Source organism: Thermaerobacter composti (genome assembly GCF_033582035.1).
GTDB classification, from domain to species: domain Bacteria; phylum Bacillota; class Sulfobacillia; order Thermaerobacterales; family Thermaerobacteraceae; genus Thermaerobacter; species Thermaerobacter composti.
Map to the genome: position 1 here is coordinate 112,132 of NZ_CP132508.1, position 21,063 is coordinate 133,194.

Annotated in this window: 9 protein-coding genes, 2 tRNA genes, 3 rRNA genes and 1 pseudogene; all 15 read left to right on the plus strand. The window is 73.5% G+C overall.

Annotated features, from left to right (window positions below; all coding sequences use genetic code 11):
• Positions 1 to 29 precede the first annotated feature (29 nt).
• The 15 genes and pseudogenes from Q5761_RS00515 to fsa all read left to right on the plus strand — a co-directional run bounded on the left by Q5761_RS00515 (position 30) and on the right by fsa (position 20,702).
• Positions 30 to 1,172, plus strand: coding sequence for a P1 family peptidase (locus Q5761_RS00515; protein ID WP_243123717.1), 1,143 nt, complete (start codon positions 30 to 32; stop codon positions 1,170 to 1,172).
• Positions 1,173 to 1,322: 150 nt separating this feature from the next.
• Positions 1,323 to 2,159 carry a type III pantothenate kinase gene (locus Q5761_RS00520; protein WP_243123719.1) on the plus strand — a complete coding sequence of 279 codons (837 nt, stop codon included), beginning with the start codon at positions 1,323 to 1,325 and terminating at the stop codon, positions 2,157 to 2,159.
• A 179-nt stretch (positions 2,160 to 2,338) separates the two neighbouring features.
• Complete coding sequence (locus tag Q5761_RS00525) at positions 2,339 to 2,758, plus strand: bifunctional nuclease family protein (protein WP_242822472.1); 420 nt, start codon at positions 2,339 to 2,341, stop codon at positions 2,756 to 2,758.
• Between the two features lie 166 nt (positions 2,759 to 2,924).
• Positions 2,925 to 3,878, plus strand: coding sequence for a quinate 5-dehydrogenase (locus Q5761_RS00530; RefSeq protein ID WP_318750788.1), 954 nt, complete (start codon positions 2,925 to 2,927; stop codon positions 3,876 to 3,878).
• A 521-nt stretch (positions 3,879 to 4,399) separates the two neighbouring features.
• Entirely contained in the window at positions 4,400 to 4,882 is a 483-nt protein-coding gene (gene greA, locus Q5761_RS00535; protein ID WP_135224695.1) for a transcription elongation factor GreA, read from the plus strand.
• A 457-nt stretch (positions 4,883 to 5,339) separates the two neighbouring features.
• Positions 5,340 to 6,974: a lysine--tRNA ligase gene (gene lysS, locus Q5761_RS00540; protein WP_318750789.1), complete on the plus strand. Its 1,635-nt coding sequence runs from the start codon at positions 5,340 to 5,342 to the stop codon at positions 6,972 to 6,974.
• A gap of 521 nt (positions 6,975 to 7,495) precedes the next feature.
• Positions 7,496 to 9,103: ribosomal RNA gene (locus Q5761_RS00545) — 16S ribosomal RNA — on the plus strand.
• 156 nt (positions 9,104 to 9,259) lie between these two features.
• Positions 9,260 to 9,333, plus strand: a tRNA-Ile gene (locus Q5761_RS00550).
• A gap of 26 nt (positions 9,334 to 9,359) precedes the next feature.
• Positions 9,360 to 9,432: transfer RNA gene (locus tag Q5761_RS00555), tRNA-Ala, on the plus strand.
• Between the two features lie 157 nt (positions 9,433 to 9,589).
• Positions 9,590 to 12,573 (plus strand): 23S ribosomal RNA (locus Q5761_RS00560).
• Between the two features lie 98 nt (positions 12,574 to 12,671).
• Positions 12,672 to 12,788: ribosomal RNA gene (rrf, locus tag Q5761_RS00565) — 5S ribosomal RNA — on the plus strand.
• The 16S, 23S and 5S rRNA genes sit together here with 2 tRNA genes alongside, the layout of an rRNA operon.
• A gap of 76 nt (positions 12,789 to 12,864) precedes the next feature.
• Positions 12,865 to 13,476: pseudogene (gene udk, locus Q5761_RS00570) on the plus strand (uridine kinase); the annotation flags it as partial.
• A gap of 728 nt (positions 13,477 to 14,204) precedes the next feature.
• The gene (locus Q5761_RS00575; RefSeq protein ID WP_318750791.1) at positions 14,205 to 15,818 is read left to right on the plus strand and encodes a hypothetical protein; all 1,614 of its coding nucleotides are present in this window, start codon (positions 14,205 to 14,207) and stop codon (positions 15,816 to 15,818) included.
• Positions 15,775 to 20,094 (plus strand): S8 family serine peptidase, encoded by a 4,320-nt coding sequence (locus tag Q5761_RS00580; protein ID WP_318750792.1) that lies wholly within the window; start codon positions 15,775 to 15,777, stop codon positions 20,092 to 20,094. The genes Q5761_RS00575 and Q5761_RS00580 overlap by 44 nt, the downstream gene beginning before the upstream one ends.
• Positions 20,028 to 20,702: a fructose-6-phosphate aldolase gene (gene fsa, locus Q5761_RS00585; protein ID WP_135224698.1), complete on the plus strand. Its 675-nt coding sequence runs from the start codon at positions 20,028 to 20,030 to the stop codon at positions 20,700 to 20,702. Before Q5761_RS00580 ends, fsa begins: the two co-directional genes overlap by 67 nt.
• Positions 20,703 to 21,063 lie beyond the last annotated feature (361 nt).

Sequence of the window (21,063 nt, forward strand, 5' to 3'; positions counted from 1 at the left end):
CGCCGGTGCCGGTCCGGGAGGTGGGTGCGGTGTCGACGGAGACGGCAGCGGGCCGCGGGGACGGCGGAGGGACGGCCGGCTCCCTCACCCAGGTGGAGGGCATCCTGGTGGGCCACGCCACCGATCGGCAGGGCCTGACGGGGTGCACCGTCGTGCTCTGTCCCGAGGGGGCGACCTGTGCCGTCGACGTGCGGGGTGGGGCGCCGGGCACCCGGGAGACGGACCTCCTGGGCCCCGGCCGGCTGGTCCAGCAGGTGCACGCCGTGTGCCTGGCCGGCGGCAGCGCCTTCGGCCTCGCGGCGGCCCAGGGCGTCATGACCTGGCTGGAGGAACGCGGCTACGGCTTCGACACCGGGGTCGCCCGGGTGCCCATCGTGCCCGCGGCGATCCTCTTCGACCTGGCGGTCGGCGACCCGCGGGCGCGCCCCGACGCGGCCATGGGGTACGCCGCCTGCGAGGCGGCCTCGCGGGAACCGGTGGTCGAGGGCAGCGTGGGAGCGGGGACGGGCGCGGTGGTCGGGGCCGTGATGGGGCCCGCCGGCCTGCGCAAGGGCGGCGTCGGGTCGGCGGGCCGGTTCCTCCCCAATGGTTGGACGGTGGCAGCCCTGGTGGTGCTAAATTGTTACGGAGGCGTGCGGGACCCGGAGACGGGGCGCTGGTTGGTGGGCCCGCCGCCGGAACCGACGGCCCCTGGCTGGCCCGGCGCCGAGCCTGGGCGTCGCCCGCGGCGGACGGGGACCAAGGCCGACGGGCGCCCATCGGCGGATCCAGCCGGCGCCGACGCGGGCGAGGGTCGGGGCCCCGGGCGTGGGCCGGGCGGCCACGGCGTGGGCGGGGGCTCCCCGGGGGTGGGGCGGCACACCACCCTGGCGGTGGTGGCCACCGACGCCGCGCTGCCGCGGGACGACCTCCACCGCATCGCCCAGGTGGCCCAGAGCGGCCTCGCCCGCGTCGTCGACCCGGTCCACACGTGGGTGGACGGCGACACGGTCTTCGCGCTGGCCACGGGCCGGCGGGGCGGCGTCCCGACCCTGGACGACCGCATGGCGTTGGCCGCGGCGGCAGCCCAGGTGACGGCCGCCGCCGCCCTGCGCGCCGTCCTCCGCGCCGAGCCCCTCGGCGGCATCGCCGCCGTCGCCGCGGGCCGCGGTCCGGGGATGGGGCCGGCGTGAGGGCCGGCCGAGAACCCGGCGCCGTCATCGGTGGCGGAGGGGACGCCGTCGCGCCGGACCGGGGTCCGGGGGCGCGGCCGCGGGCACGCCACGGCGCCGGTGCCCGGGGTTCGCGCCGGAGGCGCGCCGGGGAGAGGAGCGGGGGCCGAGGTGCTGCTGGCCATCGACATCGGCAACACCCATACCAAGCTGAGCCTCTACGACGGCAGCCGTCACGTGGCGGGCTGGCGGCTGTCCACCAACGGGGAGCGGACCGCGGACGAGTTCGCCGTCACCCTGGCGGCGCTGATGCGGGGCCGGGGCCTGGACCTCGGACAGGTCACCGCCGTCGCCATCTGCTCGGTGGTGCCACCGGCGCTGGTGCCGGTGGTGACCATGGTGCGGCGGGATCTCGGCCTGGAGCCCCTGGTCGTCGGGCCCGAGACCGACACCGGCATGCCGGTGGCCTACGAGAACCCGCGCGAACTGGGGGCCGACCGCATCGCCAATGCCGTGGCGGCGCGGGCCGAGTACGGCGCCCCGGTGATCGTCGTCGACCTGGGCACGGCGACCAAGTGGGAGGTGGTCTCCCCCGACGGGGTCTACCTGGGTGGGGCCATCGCCCCCGGCGTCGCCATCTCCCTGGATGCCCTGGTCCGCCGGGCGGCGCGCCTCTCGCGGATCGAGCTGGCCCGGCCGCACAGGGCCATCGGGCGGAGCACGGTGGAGGCCCTGCGGGCCGGCGTGCTGTACGGCTTCGCCGGGCAGATCGACGCCGTCGTCGACCGCATCCAGGACGAGCTCGGTCAACCGGCGCCGGTGGTGGCGACCGGCGGTCTCGCCCCGCTGATCGCCCCGGAGTCGCGGCGCATCGAGCACGTCGACCCCCACCTGACCCTGAAGGGGTTGCGGTGGATCCACCAGCGCCTGGCGGGCTCGGCCGCGTCGGCATCCGGGCCCGCACCGGGCGAGACGGCCCGCGACAGGGGGCGACCAGGTCGCGCATAATTTGGCTAAAGGATTCGCTTGCCACGAGGCGAATGGGTGTCGGTACACGCGAAAGGGAATGGCTGCCGATGCGCGCGATGCCGCCAGGCGGCGTCGCGGTCCGGTTTCGCGCCGCGAGGGCGCGCAACCGGGTGCCGGCCGCGTTGGCCGGCCGAGAGGGGGAACGGGCCTTGGTCGAGATGAAGGTCCTCAGTGTGGGGATGGTCCAGGGTTCCGACGGTAACGTGGTGGTGCTGAAGGAGGCCGATGGGGATCGCCTGCTGGTGATCGCCGTGGGTCTGGCCGAGGCCAGCGCCATCGCGTTGCAGCTGCAGGGTCTGCAGCCCCCCCGGCCCCTGACCCACGATCTGCTGGTCAATCTGGTCCGGCGCATGCAGGGCGAGATCGTCCGGGTCGTGGTCCACGACCTGCGGGACGAGACCTTCATCGGGCAGATCGACATCCAGACGGAGCACGGGATCATGGAGATCGACGCCCGCCCCAGCGACGCCATCGCCATCGCCCTGCGGGCCGACGCGCCGATCTACGTCGCCGAACCGGTCCTGGAGATGGCGGCCGTCCGCAGCGACATCCTCTCCGGCGACTCCTCCGAGGAGTGACGAGGAGCCGTCCCGGCCCGGTGCGCACCGCCGGGATCCGGGGGCGGCGCCCCGGGCGGGGCAGCGGGGGTGCCGGGGGTGCGCGGCCCGGCGACGGCCGCGCCCCGAGCGGCCGGGTGCCGGCGGCCGTCGCCGGTCGGGGGCCGGGCACGGGAGGCAACGCAGGTTGAAGCGCGTCGTCAGCGTGAGCCTGGGTTCGTCCCGGCGCGATCACACGGTGCGGCTGGAGCTCCTGGGCGAGACGGTGGAGATCCAGCGCATCGGCACGGATGGCGACGTCCGCAGGGCGGTCCAGCTGATCCGCGAGCTGGACGGCCAGGTGGACGCCTTCGGGATGGGCGGGACCGACCTGTACCTGGTGGCGGGCCGGCGCCGCTACGTCCTGCGGGCCGCCCTCCCCATGGCCCGGGCGGCGCGGAAGACGCCCATCGTCGATGGGAGCGGGCTGAAGAACACCCTGGAGCGGCGGGTGGTGCGCCAGCTGGCGCGGGAAGGGGTCGTGGACTTCGCCCGCAGCCGGGTGCTGGTGACCGTGGCGGTCGATCGGTTCGGCATGGCCGAGGCCCTGGCGGAGACGGGGTGCGAGCTGATCCTGGGCGATCTGATCTTCGCCCTGGGCATCCCCATCCCGCTCCGCAGCCTGGCCACCCTGGAGCGGCTGGCGCGGATCATCGCGCCCATCGCGGTGCGCCTGCCCCTCAGCGTGCTGTACCCCACCGGGGAGCGACAGGAGCAGATCGTGCCGAAGTACGGCCGGTTCTTCGCCTGGGCGGACGTCATCGCCGGGGACTGGCACTACATCCGGCGGCACATGCCCCCCTCCCTGGGGGGCAAGGTCATCCTCACCAACACGGTCACCGCCGAGGACGTCGAGCTGCTGCGCCGGCGCGGCGCGCGGATGCTCATCACCACCACGCCCGAGCTGGGGGGGCGATCCTTCGCCACCAACGTGATGGAGGCGGTGCTGGTGGCCCTGTCGGGCCGCCGACCGGACGAACTCGGCCCGGCGGACTACGAGCGCCTGCTCGATGCCGTGGGCTTCCGCCCGCGCATCGAGCGGCTGGACGCGGCGGCCGGCGCTGCCGCGGCGCGGTCGTCAGGACCCAGCCCGGGTCGCTAGACGAGGGGGCCACGAGCCGGGGCCGTGCAAGGGGGATGGCGCCGCGGGGAACCCTGGTTCCCGGTGTGCGCGCCGGGCGGGGACCCGGGTCTGGTCCCCGCCCGGCGCGCGTCGGCGGTGGCGAACCGGCGGACCCGGGGGGTGTCCCACCGGCCGGCGGCGCGCGGACTTCGACCGCGCGGGGCGCGGCGCCGCCGTCCCCCGGGGCCCGGGCCTCGAGCGCTCGGGTCTCCACCAGGCGTCCGTGGGGTCTGGCGACCGGCCCTTGGCGGCGGGCCCTGGGGAGGGGCGCGGGGTTCCTCCCCAGGGAGCACGAGCCCGCAGCCGCGGCGGCTGGCGACGGCCTCGGCGGCCGGAGGGGCATCCTGGGGGCGCCGGGACGGCAGGCACGGTTTGACAGGGGCGAGGCGGCCTCATATAATACAACACCGCTCGCCCGGCGGGTGGGACCGCTTCCCAGCGGTCCCACCCGCCGGGGGGCGATTGCCTTTCGAGGGCCGGCTTGGAAGGAGCGAATGGGGATGACGGACAAGGAGCTGCTGCTTTCGGCGGAAGGCCTGCGCAAGCTGGAGGAGGAGCTCCAGTACCTCAAGTCGGTCAAGCGCCGCGAGGTGGCGCAGCGCATCAAGCAGGCCCGCGAGTTCGGGGATATTTCCGAGAATTCGGAGTACGAGGAGGCCAAGAACGAGCAGGCCTTCGTGGAAGGACGCATCATCGAGCTGGAGAAGATGCTGCGGAACGCGCGCATCGTCAACGATGACGAGATCGACCCGACCAAGGTGAACATCGGGTCCACGGTCTACCTCAAGGACGTGGACACCGGCGAGGAGGTCCAGTACACCATCGTCGGGTCCAACGAGGCCGATCCCGCCGCCCTGCGCATCTCCTACCAGTCGCCGGTGGGCAAGGCGCTCTTCGGCCGATCCGTGGGCGAGGTCGTCGAGGTCAAGGTGCCGGCGGGAACCCTGCGCTACGAGATCGTACGCATCGAGCGGGCGGGCTGAGGGCGGGATCGCGCCTGGTCCCCGGGCCAGGGCCCGGAGGCGGAGAGGCTGAGGCGCGAGCCGTCGCCGGGGCGGCCGGGGGCCGTGACCGTGGCGTTCTCCGGGCGGGGGAGGCCCCGTGGGACGCTCTGCGGGTCGGGCGGGACGGTCGCTTGCGGTCGGAGGCGGGCCGCCTGCCTGCGGCCGCAGGTGGCCCGGATCCCCCCGGCCTGAGGGGACCGGCGGCCCGTCCGGACGGGCCCTCGCACGGCGATCCGTCGCGGGGGTCTGGCGGCGGGGGGCGGGGTCCACTGGAGTGCGCCGCGCGCCGCCCGGGGGGGCGCGGCGGCCGGTTCGTCAGGAGGGGCGCCGGTTCGTCCCGGAGGAACGCAGCCCGCCCGACGCGCTTCCCGCCGCTGGCCTCGCGCCGGTCCGGAGGGGCCGGCGCCATTCCTTTGCCGTCAGGAGGGACGTGCCCGTGGGCGAGAACGGCGGGACGGGCCGGGGTGGCATGGAGGAGCTGGCGCACCCGCGTCCGGGCCGCGATCCGGGGCAGCGTGCCACGGAGGGGGACGGCGCGCCCGTCGCGCCGGCGTCCGTCGACGCGCACGCGGCCGGGACGGACCGGGAGGCCGTCGCTCCAGAGGCCGAGGGGGCCCGGCTCCAGGAGGTCTTGAAGGCCCGCCGCGCCAAGCTGGAGTTCTGGCGGCGGCGGGGGGTCGATCCCTTCGGCCGGCGGTACGACGTCACCCACCATGCGCGCGACGTGCTGGAGGGCTTCCCGCAGCTGGAGGGGCAGGCGGTCCGGGTGGCCGGCCGGCTCATGGCGCTGCGGCGCCATGGGCGCGCGGCCTTCGCCGACCTGCAGGACGTGACCGGGCGCATCCAGCTGCTGGCGCGCGTCGGCCCGTTGCCGGAGGAGGACTACCGGGCCTTCCTCGAGCTGGACCGGGGCGACTGGGTCGGCGCCGAGGGCACGGTGATCCGCACCCGGCGCGGGGAGATCAGCGTCGAGGTGACGGACTTCGTACTGCTGGGCAAGTCCCTCTACCCGCTCCCGGAGAAGTGGCACGGCCTGCAGAACGTCGACCTGCGCTACCGCCAGCGCTACGTGGACCTGATCGTCAACCCGCGGGTGCTGGAGACCTTCAAGATCCGCGCCCAGGTGATCCGCGAGATCCGCAACTTCCTGGACCGGCGCGGGTTCTACGAGGTGGAGACGCCCGTCCTGCACCTGATCTACGGCGGCGCGGCGGCCCGGCCGTTCGTCACCCACCACAACGCGCTGGACCTGGACCTCTACCTGCGCATCGCGCTGGAGCTGCACCTCAAGCGTCTGATCGTGGGCGGCATGGAGCGGGTGTACGAGATCGGCCGGGTCTTCCGGAACGAGGGCATCTCCACGCGGCACAATCCGGAGTTCACCATGCTCGAGCTCTATCAGGCCTTCAGCGACTACGAGGGCATGATGGAGCTGACCGAGCAGCTGGTCAGCCACGTGGCGCGCGCCGTCCACGGCACCACGGTGGTCCGCTACCAGGGACAGGAGATCGACTTCGCGCCGCCGTGGCGGCGGCTGTCTTTCGCCGAGGCCTTGGAGACCATGGCCGGCGTGCGCCTGGACGACGTGCTGACGGACGAGGGCGCGCAGCGCGTGGCGCGGGAGCGCGCCCTGGAGCTGACCAAGGCGCCGACGCCGGCGGCGGTGCTGGACGAGCTGGTGGACGTCTACGTGCAGCCGCGGTTGATCCAGCCCACCTTCCTCTACGACTACCCGGTGGTGCTCTCGCCCCTGGCTCGCCGGATCCCGGACCGCCCCCACCTGGCCTACCGGTTCGAGGCGCTGGTGGCAGGGATGGAGATCGCCAACGCCTTCAGCGAGCTCAACGACCCGGACGACCAGCGCCGGCGCTTCGAGGAGCAGCTGGCGGCGCGCGCCCGCGGCGACGACGAGGCCCACCAGATGGACGAGGACTACATCCACGCGCTGGAGATCGGCCTTCCCGCCACGGGCGGCCTGGGCATCGGGATCGATCGGCTGGTGATGCTGCTGACCGACAGCCCGTCCATCCGGGATGTGATCCTCTTCCCATTGATGCGCCCCCGGGACTGAAGGCGGTCGAATCGGCCGGCGGCGTTCGGCTTCGCCGGGCAGCTGCTGCCGCGGCGATGGCCCCGGGACGTCCCGCGGCGCCTGCAGGGTACGTCGGGTGTCCGCCTCGGCCCCAGTCCGCTTGACGCTCCGCGGGGCGGGCGCTATACTCACCGATGCCGGTCGGCGGAGCGCCATCGCGGGCGCCGAGGGCGTGGCCGAGGCGCGCGACCCCGCCGGTTCGGGCCGGCCGGGGCGCGGCGGTGGCGAGGCGCCGCCGAACCGGTGCCGCCCAAGCGGGCGGCGGGGCCTTGACGAGGCCCGGAGGAGCTGCTAAATATCAAACCTGCCGGTACGACACCGGCGACGCCCAAGCGGGCGCACCTGGTCCTTGAAAAGGGAGTGGCGTGTGGAGAGGCAGGCCTTGCGAGCCGGAGGTCTCACTCTGCGGGGCCTGGGTGCGGGGAGCGCCTGGGTCCTGGTGGGGTGAGGCGCGGACGACGCGGGGAGCCGGAGGCTCTTCTGCGGGATGGGTGAGCATTCCGGAGGAGAGTTTGATCCTGGCTCAGGACGAACGCTGGCGGCGTGCCTAAGACATGCAAGTCGAGCGGGGAGGCTGGGGAGCTTGCTCTCCGGTCTCCTAGCGGCGGACGGGTGAGTAACACGTGGGTAACCTGCCCGGCAGTGGGGGATAACCCTGGGAAACTGGGGCTAATACCGCATACGGTCCGCGCTCCGCATGGGGTGTGGAGGAAAGGCCGCTGGAGAGGCGGTCGCTGCCGGAGGGGCCCGCGGCCCATCAGCTGGTTGGTGGGGTAACGGCCCACCAAGGCGACGACGGGTAGCCGGCCTGAGAGGGTGGTCGGCCACACGGGGACTGAGACACGGCCCCGACTCCTACGGGAGGCAGCAGTCGGGAATCTTGCGCAATGGGCGAAAGCCTGACGCAGCGACGCCGCGTGGGGGAGGAAGCCCTTCGGGGTGTAAACCCCTGTCGTCCGGGACGAAGGTCGGGGGTGAGGAGCCCTCGGCTGACGGTACCGGAAGAGGAAGCCCCGGCTAACTACGTGCCAGCAGCCGCGGTAAGACGTAGGGGGCGAGCGTTGTCCGGAATCACTGGGCGTAAAGGGCGCGTAGGCGGCCTGGCAAGTCGGATGTGAAAGGCCCCGGCTCAACCGGGGAGGTGCATTCGAAACTGCCGGGCTTGAGGGCAGGAGAGGGCAGCGGAATTCCCGGTGGAGCGGTGAAATGCGTAGAGATCGGGAGGAACACCAGTGGCGAAGGCGGCTGCCTGGCCTGGCCCTGACGCTGAGGCGCGACAGCGTGGGGAGCGAACGGGATTAGATACCCCGGTAGTCCACGCCGTAAACGATGGGTGCTAGGTGTGGGAGGTATCGACCCCTTCCGTGCCGGAGCTAACGCACTAAGCACCCCGCCTGGGGAGTACGGCCGCAAGGCTGAAACTCAAAGGAATTGACGGGGGCCCGCACAAGCGGTGGAGCATGTGGTTTAATTCGAAGCTACGCGAAGAACCTTACCTGGGCTTGACATCACCGCGAACCTGGCCGAAAGGCTGGGGTGCCCCTTTGGGGAGCGCGGTGACAGGTGCTGCATGGTTGTCGTCAGCTCGTGTCGTGAGATGTTGGGTTAAGTCCCGCAACGAGCGCAACCCCCGCCCTGTGTTGCCAGCGGTTTGGCCGGGCACTCACAGGGGACTGCCGGTGACAAACCGGAGGAAGGTGGGGATGACGTCAAATCATCATGGCCCTTATGCCCAGGGCTACACACGTGCTACAATGGCCGGTACAACGGGTTGCGAACCCGCGAGGGGGAGCCAATCCCTAAAAGCCGGTCCCAGTTCGGATCGCAGGCTGCAACTCGCCTGCGTGAAGCCGGAATCGCTAGTAATCGCGGATCAGCATGCCGCGGTGAATACGTTCCCGGGCCTTGTACACACCGCCCGTCACACCACGGGAGCCGGCAACACCCGAAGCCGGTGGCCCAACCCCGCCGGAAGGGGTGGGGCTTGGCGGGAGCGCGAAGTCCCAGCCCTTCCGGTGGGGAGGGAGCCGTCGAAGGTGGGGCCGGTGACTGGGGTGAAGTCGTAACAAGGTAGCCCTACGGGAACGTGGGGCTGGATCACCTCCTTTCTAAGGAGTGCCGGACCGGGGCCCGCCCCGGTCCCCTCCAGGTCGATCCTGCCTCGAGGAAACGCGCCGCTCCCTTCTCAAGGACCAGGGCGCCCCACGGCGCCGGGTTGGCCGGCGGGGCGACCGGTGCTATAATAGAAACCCGGTCAAGGGCGTGGGGATATAGCTCAGTTGGTCAGAGCGCACCCCTGATAAGGGTGAGGTCGGTAGTTCGAATCTACCTATCCCCACCGTCCCTTTTCGTCGGCCTTCCTGTGGGGACGTAGCTTAGTTGGGAGAGCGCCGGCTTTGCAAGCCGGAGGTCGGCGGTTCGAATCCGCTCGTCTCCACATGGGACCAAGACCGCCCCCATGGTGGGGCGGTTCTTTGGGCAAAGGCCAGGGGGTTTTGCACCTTGACAACGGCATAGGGAAGGGGCGTGTGGATGGGGAGGCGTGCCTGCTCGCGGGGCGGCGGTTGGCGCTGCGGCGGGCGGGTGGCGCGCGGGATGAAGGTAGGAAGGGCACACGGTGGATGCCTCGGCGCGAAGGGCCGATGAAGGGCGTGGTAAGCTGCGAAAAGCCTCGGGGAGCCGCAAGCAGGCGTCGATCCGGGGATGCCCGAATGGGGGAACCCGGCGGGGGGAATGCCCCGTCATCCCGGCCTGAATCCATAGGTCCGGGAGGGGAACCGCGGGAACTGAAACATCTTAGTACCGCGAGGAAAAGAAATCAACCGAGATTCCCCGAGTAGCGGCGAGCGAAAGGGGAGGAGCCCAAACCCGGGCGGTGGGAAAGGCTGCCACCGTTGCCGTCCGGGGGTTGTGGGGCGCACGAGCGGGGCTTGGCAGGGCCCCGGCGGAGTGAGCAAACCGCGGGCTAGCCGAACGGGCCTGGAAGGGCCGGCCGGAGAGGGTAAGAGCCCCGTAGGCGAAAGTTCGCGGTCTCCGTTGGTGCGTGCCCGAGTACCACGGGGCACGTGGAACCCCGTGGGAAGCTGGGGGGACCACCCTCCAAGGCTAAATACCCGAGCGACCGATAGCGCACGAGTACCGTGAGGGAAAGGTGAAAAGCACCCCGGGAGGGGAGTGAAAGAGAACCTGAAACCGTGTGCCTACAGGCAGTCGGAGGGGCGGAGGCCCTGACGGCGTGCCTATTGAAGAATGAGCCGGCGAGTGACCGTCTGCAGCGAGGTTAAGGGCCGCAGGTCCGGAGCCGGAGGGAAACCGAGTCCGAAGAGGGCGCGAGTTGCAGGCGGTCGACCCGAAACCGGGTGATCTACCCATGGCCAGGGTGAAGCGCGGGTAAGACCGCGTGGAGGCCCGAACCAGGTTGGTGTTGAAAAACCATCGGATGAGCTGTGGGTAGGGGTGAAATGCCAAGCGAACCCGGAGATAGCTGGTTCTCCCCGAAACCACTTGAGGGTGGGCCTTCCGGGCTGACGCGCGGGGGTAGAGCACTGCTTGGGCTAGGGGCCTTCCCGGGTTACCGAACTCAGGCAAACTCCGAATACCGCGCGGTGCACCGGGGGAGTTAGAGCACGAGGGATAAGCTTCGTGCTCGAGAGGGGAACAGCCCAGACCACCAGCTAAGGCCCCCAAGTCCGTGCTCAGTGGGAAAGGATGTGGGGTCGCGAAGACAACCAGGATGTTGGCTTAGAAGCAGCCATCATTGAAAGAGTGCGTAATAGCTCACTGGTCGAGCGACCCTGCGCCGAAAATGACCCGGGGCTGAAGCACGGCGCCGAAGCTGTGGACGGGCGCAGGCCCGTGGTAGGGGAGCGTTGCCTGGGCGGCGAAGGTCGGCCGTGAGGTCGGCTGGAGCGCAGGCAAGTGAGAATGCCGGCATGAGTAGCGAAAAGGCCGGTGAGAATCCGGCCCGCCGAAAGCCCAAGGGTTCCTGAGCAAGGCTCGTCCGCTCAGGGTTAGTCGGGACCTAAGCCGAGGCCGCAAGGCGTAGGCGATGGGCAACCGGTTCATATTCCGGTACCACCGCGAAGCCGTTACGAGCGATGGGGGGACGCAGGAGGGTAGGTACCGCCGGCCGCTGGAGAGGGCCGGTGCAAGCGGGTAGGGAGCCCCGGGAGGCAAATCCCCCGGGGAGTCCCGAGACGCGATGCCGAGCCCCCTCGGGGGCGAAGGGGCCGATCCCCCACTGCCGAGAAAAGCCTCTAGCCAGGCTTCCGGTGCCCGTACCCGAAACCGACACAGGTGGGCGAGGCGAGAAGCCTCAGGCGCGCGGGAAAACCCTCGCTAAGGAACTCGGCAAATTGACCCCGTAACTTCGGGAGAAGGGGTGCCCCCTGAGGTGAAGGCCCGCGCGGCCGGAGCCTTGGGGGGTCGCAGAGAGCAGGCCCAGGCGACTGTTTATCAAAAACACAGGTCCCTGCGAAGCCGAAAGGCGCAGTATAGGGGCTGACGCCTGCCCGGTGCTGGAAGGTTAAGGGGAGGGGTGAGGGCGCAAGCCCGAGCTCCGAACCGAAGCCCCAGTAAACGGCGGCCGTAACTATAACGGTCCTAAGGTAGCGAAATTCCTTGTCGGGTAAGTTCCGACCCGCACGAAAGGCGTAACGACCTGGGCACTGTCTCGGCGAGGGGCCCGGTGAAATTGAGCGGCCCGTGAAGACGCGGGCGACCCGCAGCTGGACGGAAAGACCCCGTGGAGCTTGACTGCAACCTGTCATTGAACGTCGGCCGGCCATGTATAGGATAGGTGGGAGGCTGCGAACCCGGGCCGCCAGGTTCGGGGGAGCCGACGGTGGAATACCACCCTTGGACGGCGGGCGTTCTAACCGCGGCCCGTCAGCCGGGTCCGGGACCGTGGCAGGTGGGCAGTTTGACTGGGGCGGTCGCCTCCTAAAAGGTAACGGAGGCGCCCAAAGGTACCCTCAGCACGGTTGGAAATCGTGCGCGGAGTGCAAAGGCACAAGGGTGCTTGACTGCGAGACCGACGGGTCGAGCAGGGGCGAAAGCCGGGCTTAGTGATCTTACGGTCCTGGGTGGAAGGGCCGTGACTCAACGGATAAAAGCTACCCCGGGGATAACAGGCTGATCTCCCCCAAGAGTCCACATCGACGGGGAGGTTTGGCACCTCGATGTCGGCTCATCGCATCCTGGGGCCGCAGCCGGTCCCAAGGGTTGGGCTGTTCGCCCATTAAAGCGGTACGTGAGCTGGGTTCAGAACGTCGTGAGACAGTTCGGTCCCTATCCACTGCGGGCGCAGGAGACTTGAGGGGAGCCTTCCCTAGTACGAGAGGACCGGGAAGGACCGACCGCTGGTATCCCAGTTGTCCCGCCCGGGGCACGGCTGGAACGCCATGTCGGGACCGGATAAGCGCTGAAAGCATCTAAGCGCGAAGCCGACCCCAAGATGAGGTCTCCCATCCCGCCAAGGGAGTAAGACCCCTGGTAGACCACCAGGTCGATAGGCCGGGCGTGTAAGGACCGCAAGGTCTTCAGCGACCCGGTCCTAATCGGTCGAGGCCTTCACCCGCCAACCCACCCCCCGCCCATCGCCAAGCGCAGCCCCGCACCCCCCATCCCCCACCCCCATCCCTGTGCCGTTCTCAAGGGGCAAAACCCCCACCCCGTTCCGGTGGCCATGGCGGAGGGGACCCACCCGTTCCCATCCCGAACACGGCCGTTAAGCCCTCCAGCGCCGATGGTACTGGGCGGGCCACCGCCCGGGAGAGTAGGTCGCCGCCGGAACGCCTTTTTGGCCCCGCGCCGGAGCGCGCGGGGCCGCTTTTTGTTTTATCATCGAGGGGATCGGAGGGACCGAGGCATGCCGCCCGTGGTCATCGGCATCGCCGGGGGGACCGGGTCGGGAAAGAGCACGCTGGTCCGACAGATCGTACAGCACCTCCCCGGGCGGGTCGCCGTCCTCCCGCAGGACGCCTACTACCTGGACCGCCGCGATCTGCCCTTCGAAGAGCGCGCGCGCCTCAACTACGACCATCCCATGGCCTTCGACACCCCCTTGCTGGTCCGTCATCTGCGGAGCCTGAAACAGGGCAAGGCGGTCCACCGCCCGGTGTACGACTTCACCCAGCACCTCCGCGCCCGGCACACCGTGCGGGTCGAACCGCGCGACGTCATCGTCGTCGAGGGCATCCTGGTGCTGGCGGAGGAGGCGTTGCGCCGGTTGCTGGACATCAAGATCTTCGTGGACACCGACGCGGACGTGCGCATCCTGCGCCGGCTGGTGCGGGACATCGAACGGCGCGGCCGCACCCTGGACTCGGTGATCCGACAGTACCTCGAGACCGTCAAGCCCATGCACGAGCAGTTCGTCGAACCCAGCAAGCGGTACGCCGACCTGATCATCCCCGAGGGCGGCTTCAACCGCGTCGCCCTGGACGTGCTGCTGGCCCGCATCCGCGCCGCCCTCGACCAGCCGCCCGGCGCCCGTGTGACCCCCTCAGCCGGCGGCGGGCCTGCGCCGGCCGCTGCCGACCGGGACGGCCGCGTGGTGTCCGACCATTTGGTCGCACCCGCGGGCGGGGCCGGGCCACGGCGCAAGCGGCGCCGCAGGGGCGGGCGCCGCGGCGCGACGGCTCGGTCTTGATGCGGCGGCGCCACCCGTCCCGGGGGCGGACCAAACGGGACCCAGGGCGACGCAGCCCGCACCCCGCGCGAGCGCGGCGCGGGACGGCCTGCGCAGAGGACGGCGGGACCACCAGGCCGCGGCGGCCGGTCACGCCACCCGAGGTCGCGGGGCGGGCGCACCCCCCAGTCGTCGGCGCAGTGGGGGTCGCCGGCACGCCGGCGCAACGCCGTGCGCAACGCCTTGCACAACGCCTTGGAGGTGACGCGGTTGCCGGCGACCCGTCCGCAGGAGGAAGCAACGACCCGAAGGAGGACGCCAGAGGGACGGTGACGGTGCGCGGTACCCGTCGGCCGGAACGGCAGGGGGCGATGGCCCAGGGATGGCGGAGCGTCACCCACCGGTGTTCACGCGCGAGAGCGAGCCGGGGCCGGGTCGTCGCGATCGGCGCCGCCCTCGTGGTGCTGGCAGCCGCCCTCGTCACCGGTCAGGGCCCCTCCTCGCCGGCCATCCCGCGGCACCAAGAGGCGCCGGCGCTGCCGCGCCCCCCAGGACCGCCGGTCGCGGTCGCGGCCGCCGTGCACCCGGCGGGCGGCGGCGGTGGCGGGGAGCGGGCGGTGGGGCATGCCCCCGCTGCCGTCCCCTCGCCGGTTCCGCCGTCGCCGGCCAACGACCCGCGGTGGCTGGCGGTGCGCGCCTTGTGGCGGGCCTGCGGCTGGGAGGTGCCCGCTGGTGCCCGCGACCGGGCGGTGCGTCGCGGCGAGCTGGCGCGATGGCTGGTCCGCGGGCTGCTGCGCCCCGCCCCCGAGCCGCTGACGGACTCCATCGCCCTGGCGATGGCGGCGGGGATGGGCTGGCTCCCGCCGGCCTGGGCGGTCCCCGCCGGCCGGGGCGCGGCGGGGACCGCCGTGAACGCCGACCAGGCCGTGACGTGGGCCGACCTGCACGCCGTCGCCGCGGCGGTGCTGGCGCCGTTCCCCCGGCCGGCGGGGCTCGCCGCCCAGGGCGCGGGGCATGGCTCATCGCCGGAGCCGGCCGGCCGACGGGCGCCGGGCGCCGAGGGGCTCGCGGCAGGTGCCGGCGGCGACGGTGCCGCCGAGGCCATGGAGGCCGTGACCCTCGGCGAGGCCATGACCTGGTACCTCCAACTGCTGGAGCGTGCGGGACGCCTGTTCGACGGCGAGGGGGTCGTGACCGCGGTCGACCGGCAGGCCGGCCGCGTGTGGGTGGATGCGGGCGCGTTGCGGTGGGTGCTGGAGGTGCCGCGGGGCACACCGGTCTACCGCAACGGCGAGGCGACCCCTTTGATGGCGCTGACGCCGGGCGACGAGGTCCGCTGGTGCGCGGCGCCGACGGAGCCACCCCGCCGCCCGGGTGTCGATGGCGAGCCCGGGGCTGGCGCCGGGGCGGCGCCCATGGTCTCGGTGTCCTACCTCGAGGCCTTTCGGTGGGTACTGGCGGGGACGTTGACAGGGGTCGACTGGGAGACGCGCACGGTGGCCGTCGCCCTGGCGGAAGGGGCGGGACCGGGCTCTGGCGCCACCGCCCCCGGGGCCGGCGGCCCCGGGGGACGCCAAGGGCCGCCGCAGCCTGGGGATGCGGAGTCGGCGCGCGCCGACTCCGGTGGGCTGACCCGGCCGCCCAGCCCCTGGGCGACGCCACCGCCGTCTGGCCCGGGGAGAAGAGGCGCAGGCGGTGGGCTGCCGGGGGCCGTCACGCTGCGGGTGGAGCGCGATGCGCCGGTGGTCCTCAACGCGCGGCCGGCGGGGTTGGCCGCCCTGCGCCCAGGCGACCGGGTCGTGCTCCACCTCCGGCGCGCCACGGGGGCGGTGCGGCGCCTCCAGGCGACGCGGGCCGCCGCGATGGGAATCGTGGAAGGGGTCGACGTCCTCCACGGCGTGATCGCGGTGCGCACGGCCCATGGCGCGACGGTGTGGGCGGTGGACGCGGCCGCGGCGGTCCTGCGGGATGGTCGGCCGAGCCGGCTCGCCGACCTCCGGCCCGGTGACGCCGTAGCGCTCGGCCAGCGGCGGCCGGGTGTGGCTGGATACGTGGAGGCGTGGGGTCAGGGGATCCCCGCAGCCGCCGCGCCGGGCGACGCGGGCGTCCCGGTTGCCGTCGACCCGGCGCGGCGGGAGATCCACGGACGTGGGCAGGCGGGGGCGGGTGCACCAGGTGCGGAGCAGCCGTAGGCTTCGAACCCGGCGGCGCGCGTACCTCCCCGGCCTGAGCGGGTGGGGGCGGCGCGTCGGCCATGCGGTGCTGGCGGTGGTGCTGGCGGTTGCCGTCACGGCCACGGCCGTCGGCGCCGGGCTGCCGCCCCGCGAGGGCGTCGGCGGGACCGCCCCAGGGGCCGGCCTCAGGGCGCGGGCGCCGGGGGATCCATGGGGCGGTGCCGCGGCCGGTGAGACGGCCGCCGCCCAGCCCGCGGGCTGGAGCGACGGCCTGCGGGCGCGGTGGCTCGCGGCGCTGGAGCAGGGGAGGGAGCTGCGGCTGATCCTCTGGCCGCGCCCCGGGAGGGCGCAGGAGCTGGTCGAGGGCGTGCGGCGGCACGGCGGCCGGGTCGTGTGGGCGGGTGGGGCCAGCGAGGCGCTGGTGGCCTCGGTGCCGGCGACGGCGGTCCCCATCCTCCTGCCCTGGGTCGCTGCGCTCCAGGCCGACGGGCCCGCGGCGGTCGCCGTCCCGAGCACGGCGCCTGCCCCGGTCGATCCGGGCGACCGCCCGCTCCCCTTCGAGCTCGCCCTGCACCGGGCGAACCAGGACGCCGTGGGCGCCACCGCCCTCCGCACCGCCCGAGGCCTCACGGGGCGTGGCGTGACCGTGGCGGTGATCGACACCGGCGTCGACCCCGGTCTGGCCCCGCTGCAGCCCGTGGGCGGGCCACGGGGGAAGATCGTCGACTACGTCGACCTCACCTCGCCGGTCCCCTTCGGCCAGCGGGCGGCGGGGGCGGCGGAGGCCGCGGGGCCGGCGGTGGAGGGCGGCCGGCGGCCGGCATGGGCCGCGGAGGGTGACGTCTTCCTGCGCGCCGCGGGGCGAGCCGGTGGCGCCGAGATGCGAAGCGACGGGGCCACGGCGGTACGGCTGCGCTGGGACGGCCTGGAGCTGTGGCTGCCCGCGGCTGCCGCCGGCCGCCCGGTTCACCTGGGCTGGCTCGACGAGGCGCAGGCCGGCCCCACGGGCGCGGATCTCGACGGCAGCGGCACGGCCACGGAGCGCTGGCTGGTCGCCGCCTTTCCCGCGCCGCCGTCCGGCGGCGCGGGAAAGGCGGCCGGGCAGGGCCGCTCCGTCGCCGCCCCGGCCGCCGTCGCGGCCGGGGCGGTCGGGCAGGGGGGCAGCCGCCGGGCCGAGGACGGCATCCACCGGGAGTCCAGCCTTGCCCGCCCGGGCACCGACCCGGCGGCCGGGCGCCCCGACACCGCCGCGGCTCCGCCTCGGGCCGGGGCGGCCGGCACGGCCGTCGCCGTCGCGCCGACGCGCGACTCGATCACGTCGCTGCCCAGCACCACGTCGGCCGCGGCCGGCACGGCCGACGGCGTCGGGCCGGCGCGCGACCCTGCGACCGGGGCCGGGACGATGGATGGACCCGGGATCACCGACCGCCGCGCGGGCGATGCCGCGCCGACGTCGGCGGAGGCCGCCACCCTGGCCGTGGTGGTGGACGCCGACGGCGACCTGGACCTGGCGGAGGAACCGGTGTTGCGGCCATTGACCCAGGGCGGCGGCGTGGCGCGGCTTGCCCCGCCCGCGGCCGATGGGAAGCGCCCGGCCTCGGCCGGTTCGTCCGCCGCGGCCGGCGGTGCCCGCGGGGCGGCCTTGGTGGTCACGGCCGTCGATCCGCAGGGGCGGCTGGTGAACTTCGGCTTCGACGCCCACGGCCACGGGACGCGCATGGCGTCCATCCTGGCGGCCCGCGGCGCCGCCTACCAGGGCGTGGCGCCCGACGTCCGCCTGCTGGTGCTCAAGGCCCTGGACGGCCGCGGCCAGGGTGACTGGAGCCAGATCCTGGCCGCCGTGGACCATGCGATCGCCCACGGGGCCGACGTCATCAGCCTGAGCGCGGAGAGCACCGCCCCCGTCGAGCAACTGCCGGTGACCGAACGCCTGCTGCGGCAGGCGATGGCACGCGGGGTGCTGCCCGTGCTGGCGGCCGGCAACGGCGGGCCGGGGCTGCACACCGCCCTGCCGCTGCCGGCGGACGCCGGCTTGGTGGTCGGGGCCTACCTGCCCGAGGCCGCCGCGGCGTTGCTGGGCGACGCGGCGGGGCAGCGGCCGCTGCCCTACAGCGCCGCGGGCCCGGCGGCCGACGGGACGCCGGCGCCTTCGCTGGTCGGTCCGGGGGTCACGTACGCCCTGGTTCCCTCCGGAGAGGCGCACCGCTGGCCCGCAGGCCTGGCGCCCGACGAGGGGACCAGCGTCGCCGTGCCCTACGTGGCCGGCCTGGCTGCGCTGCTCTTGGAGGCGGGCCGTCGCGAGGCGCCCGGTCTGACGGCTGCCCGCCTCGGGCCCATCCTCCAGGCCACGGCCCGCCCGCTGGCCGGCGTACCGGCCACGGTCCAGGGCTTCGGGAGGCCCGACGGCCTTCGCGCCGCGGCAATGCTGGCCACGGCGGGGGCCGGTTCGTCCGGCTGGTCGGTGCAGTGGGTCCATCGCGGCAGGCCGTACCGCGGCATCTTCTGGGACGGCGTCCCGCCGGGGGTCCTGCACCTGGTCGTCCGCCACCAGGGGGCCCGCCCCATCGAGGGGCGCTGGGCCGGCGTCCCCCCGTGGGCCTCGTTCCCCGGCCCCATGCCCTATCCCGGCGGCCAAGGGCTATATCTGCCCGTCGCCTACCGGTTGCCCGACCGCCCCGGCCTGTACGACGCGCTGGTCCGGCTTCACGGCGGGGAGGGACCGCCCCTGGGCGTGCTCCAGGCCTTCGTCCGCCCCCACCGCCTGGAGGGCGGCCACCTCGAGGTCGAGGGCGCCGTCGCCCCGGGCCAGGTGGAGCGCGTCTTCGTCGAGGTGCCGCCCGGGATCACCCGGCTCGCGTTCCGCGTCGAGGGGGTCGGCGAAGGCGCCGCCTCCACCGCGGTCGACGGCCCCGGACCCGAAGGGGTGGCCCAGGAGGCCGGCAGCCTGAGCGCGTGGGTCTTCGCGCCGGGGGGCGCCCGGGTGCGGGACAGCGCCGGCGATGTGGGCCGCCTCATCGGGGGGCGCCAGCTGCCGGCGTGGACCGTGTCCGTCCCGTCGCCTGCACCGGGGGTCTGGGAGGTGGACCTGTCCTTCTCCACCCTCTCGCCCGCCGCGGCGGCAGGGGATCCCATGGGCTTTCGGGTCACGGTGACGGCCGAGGGGGTCCGCTGGCACCCGGCCGCCCTCGAGCTGGCGGCATCGGCCGGTGGGGGACGGCTGTGGCAGCCGGTGGTCGTCGAGGCCCTGGGCCGCGCGGTGCGGGGACGGGTGGCCGGCCTGGGATGGGCGACCGCCTCGCCGGGGCCTGCGGATCCTGCGGACCCCGCCGCAGCCGCCGCGGTGCCGCCTGTCGAGGAGCGGGCGCGGGTGACCGTGCAGGCTGGCGAGCCCGAGCCCCATCGGCTCCAGGTGGCGGAGGGCACGGCGCTGCTGGCGGTGGAGGTCGGGCCGCCGCCGCGGTCGGGGTGGCGCCCCCGCCTCTACCTCTATCGGCTGGACGGCGGGGCGGCGGAGCCGGTGGGCGACGGCGGCGGGACCGCCGTGACGGTGGTCGAACCGGCTCCGGGACGGTACTATGCCGTGGTGGAGCTGGAGGCGGCGGGCGTCGCGCCGCCTGGCGAGGAGGCGGAGGGTGTGGGCGCCAGCGCGGAGCCCATGGCGATCCCCCTGGTGGTGCGGCGATTCACCGCCGACGGGTCCTTGCGGGTCCCGGCGGGTTCCATGGACCTGGCGGCGGGCGAGGCGACGCGCCTCGTCGCCAGCGTCGACGTGCCGCCAGGCAGCCGCGAGCCCACCGGCTACCTGGTGTTGCTGGACGAAGGGGGCGGCGTCGCCGGCTCGCTGCCCGTCCACGTGCGCCGCGGCCCGCCCCGCCTGGTGGTGACGGCGGTGTCACCGCCCCCGGGCGGCGGGGAGGGTGGTGGCATCACGCTGGTGGTGCGCGACCGCACCGATGGGAGGTGGCGTGACGCCAGCCTCGTCGTCGACGGTCGCCTGTACACCACGGCGGGAGGCCAGGTGACGGTGCCGTGGGACGGCCGCGCCGGCACCCTGACGGTGCGCGTGCTGGGAGGGCAGGAGGAGAGCGTGCAGCACCTGGACCTGCCGGGCCGCCTCCCGCCGCCGGGGGCGGCGTCTCCGCCGGGCCGACGGTCGGGGAGAGGCGCCGCGTCGGCAGGAAGCCGGGGAGCGAGCCCGAAGCATCAGCGCGAAGGAGCGGATCACCGATGGAGATCTTCCTCGACACCGCGCAGGTCGACGAGATCCGGCGGGCCACGGCGTGGGGCGTGGTGACGGGCGTCACGACCAACCCGACGCTGATGGCCCGCGCCGGGGGCGACCCGGAGACGGTGCTCAAGACCATCGCCCAGCTGGTCCCCGGTCCGGTCAGCGCCGAGGTGATCGCCACCGACGCCGAGGGGATGGTGCGGGAGGGACGCCATCTGGCGTCGCTGGCCGACAACATCGTCGTCAAGGTGCCGATGACGCCGGCGGGGCTGGAGGCGACGCACCGTCTCGCCCGCGAGGGCATCCGCGTCAACGTCACCCTGGTCTTCCAGCCCGGGCAAGCGCTGCTCGCCGCGCGGGCCGGGGCGACCTTCGTCAGTCCCTTCGTGGGACGGCTGGATGACGTCGGCGAGGACGGGATCGGCCTGGTGGAGGAGATCGTCGCCATCTTCCGGGCCCAGCGGCTGAGCACGCGGGTGCTGGCGGCCAGCATCCGCCATCCGCGTCACGTCATCGCTGCGGCCCGGGTCGGCGCCGACATCGCCACCATGCCCATGGCGGTGCTGGAGCAACTGATGCGCCACCCGCTGACCGACGCGGGCCTGGCCCGCTTCCTGGCGGACTGGGAGGCGGCGCGCAAGGGCGAGACCGAGGCGGCGGCCGCGCGCCGGTGAGCGGGGGGCGGGCGGCGCCCGGATGGCGATGGCGTCGGCTGGCGGCGGCGCGCCGCGGAAGGGGTGCAGGCGGCCACGGCCGAGCGGCCCCGCGGGGTGCCGCCGGTGCCGGCCCCGGGCCGAAGAGGGTGGCAGATCCGAGCCCTTCGCCGCCCTGCGGGGCGGCGAAGGGCCCGGCGGCGGCTTGGTCGCCTTGACGACGAGCGGCGTCGCTGCTATACTCTTGGCGCATGCTAGCGGTGAAGGCGCCATGCGGGGTGCAGCGTGGGCGCCAGGAGCGGCGCATAGGCCGTCACCGCCGACGCAATCCTTATGGTTGGCCTCCTCCTCCCCCAGACGCAGCCCAAGATTCACCAGCCAG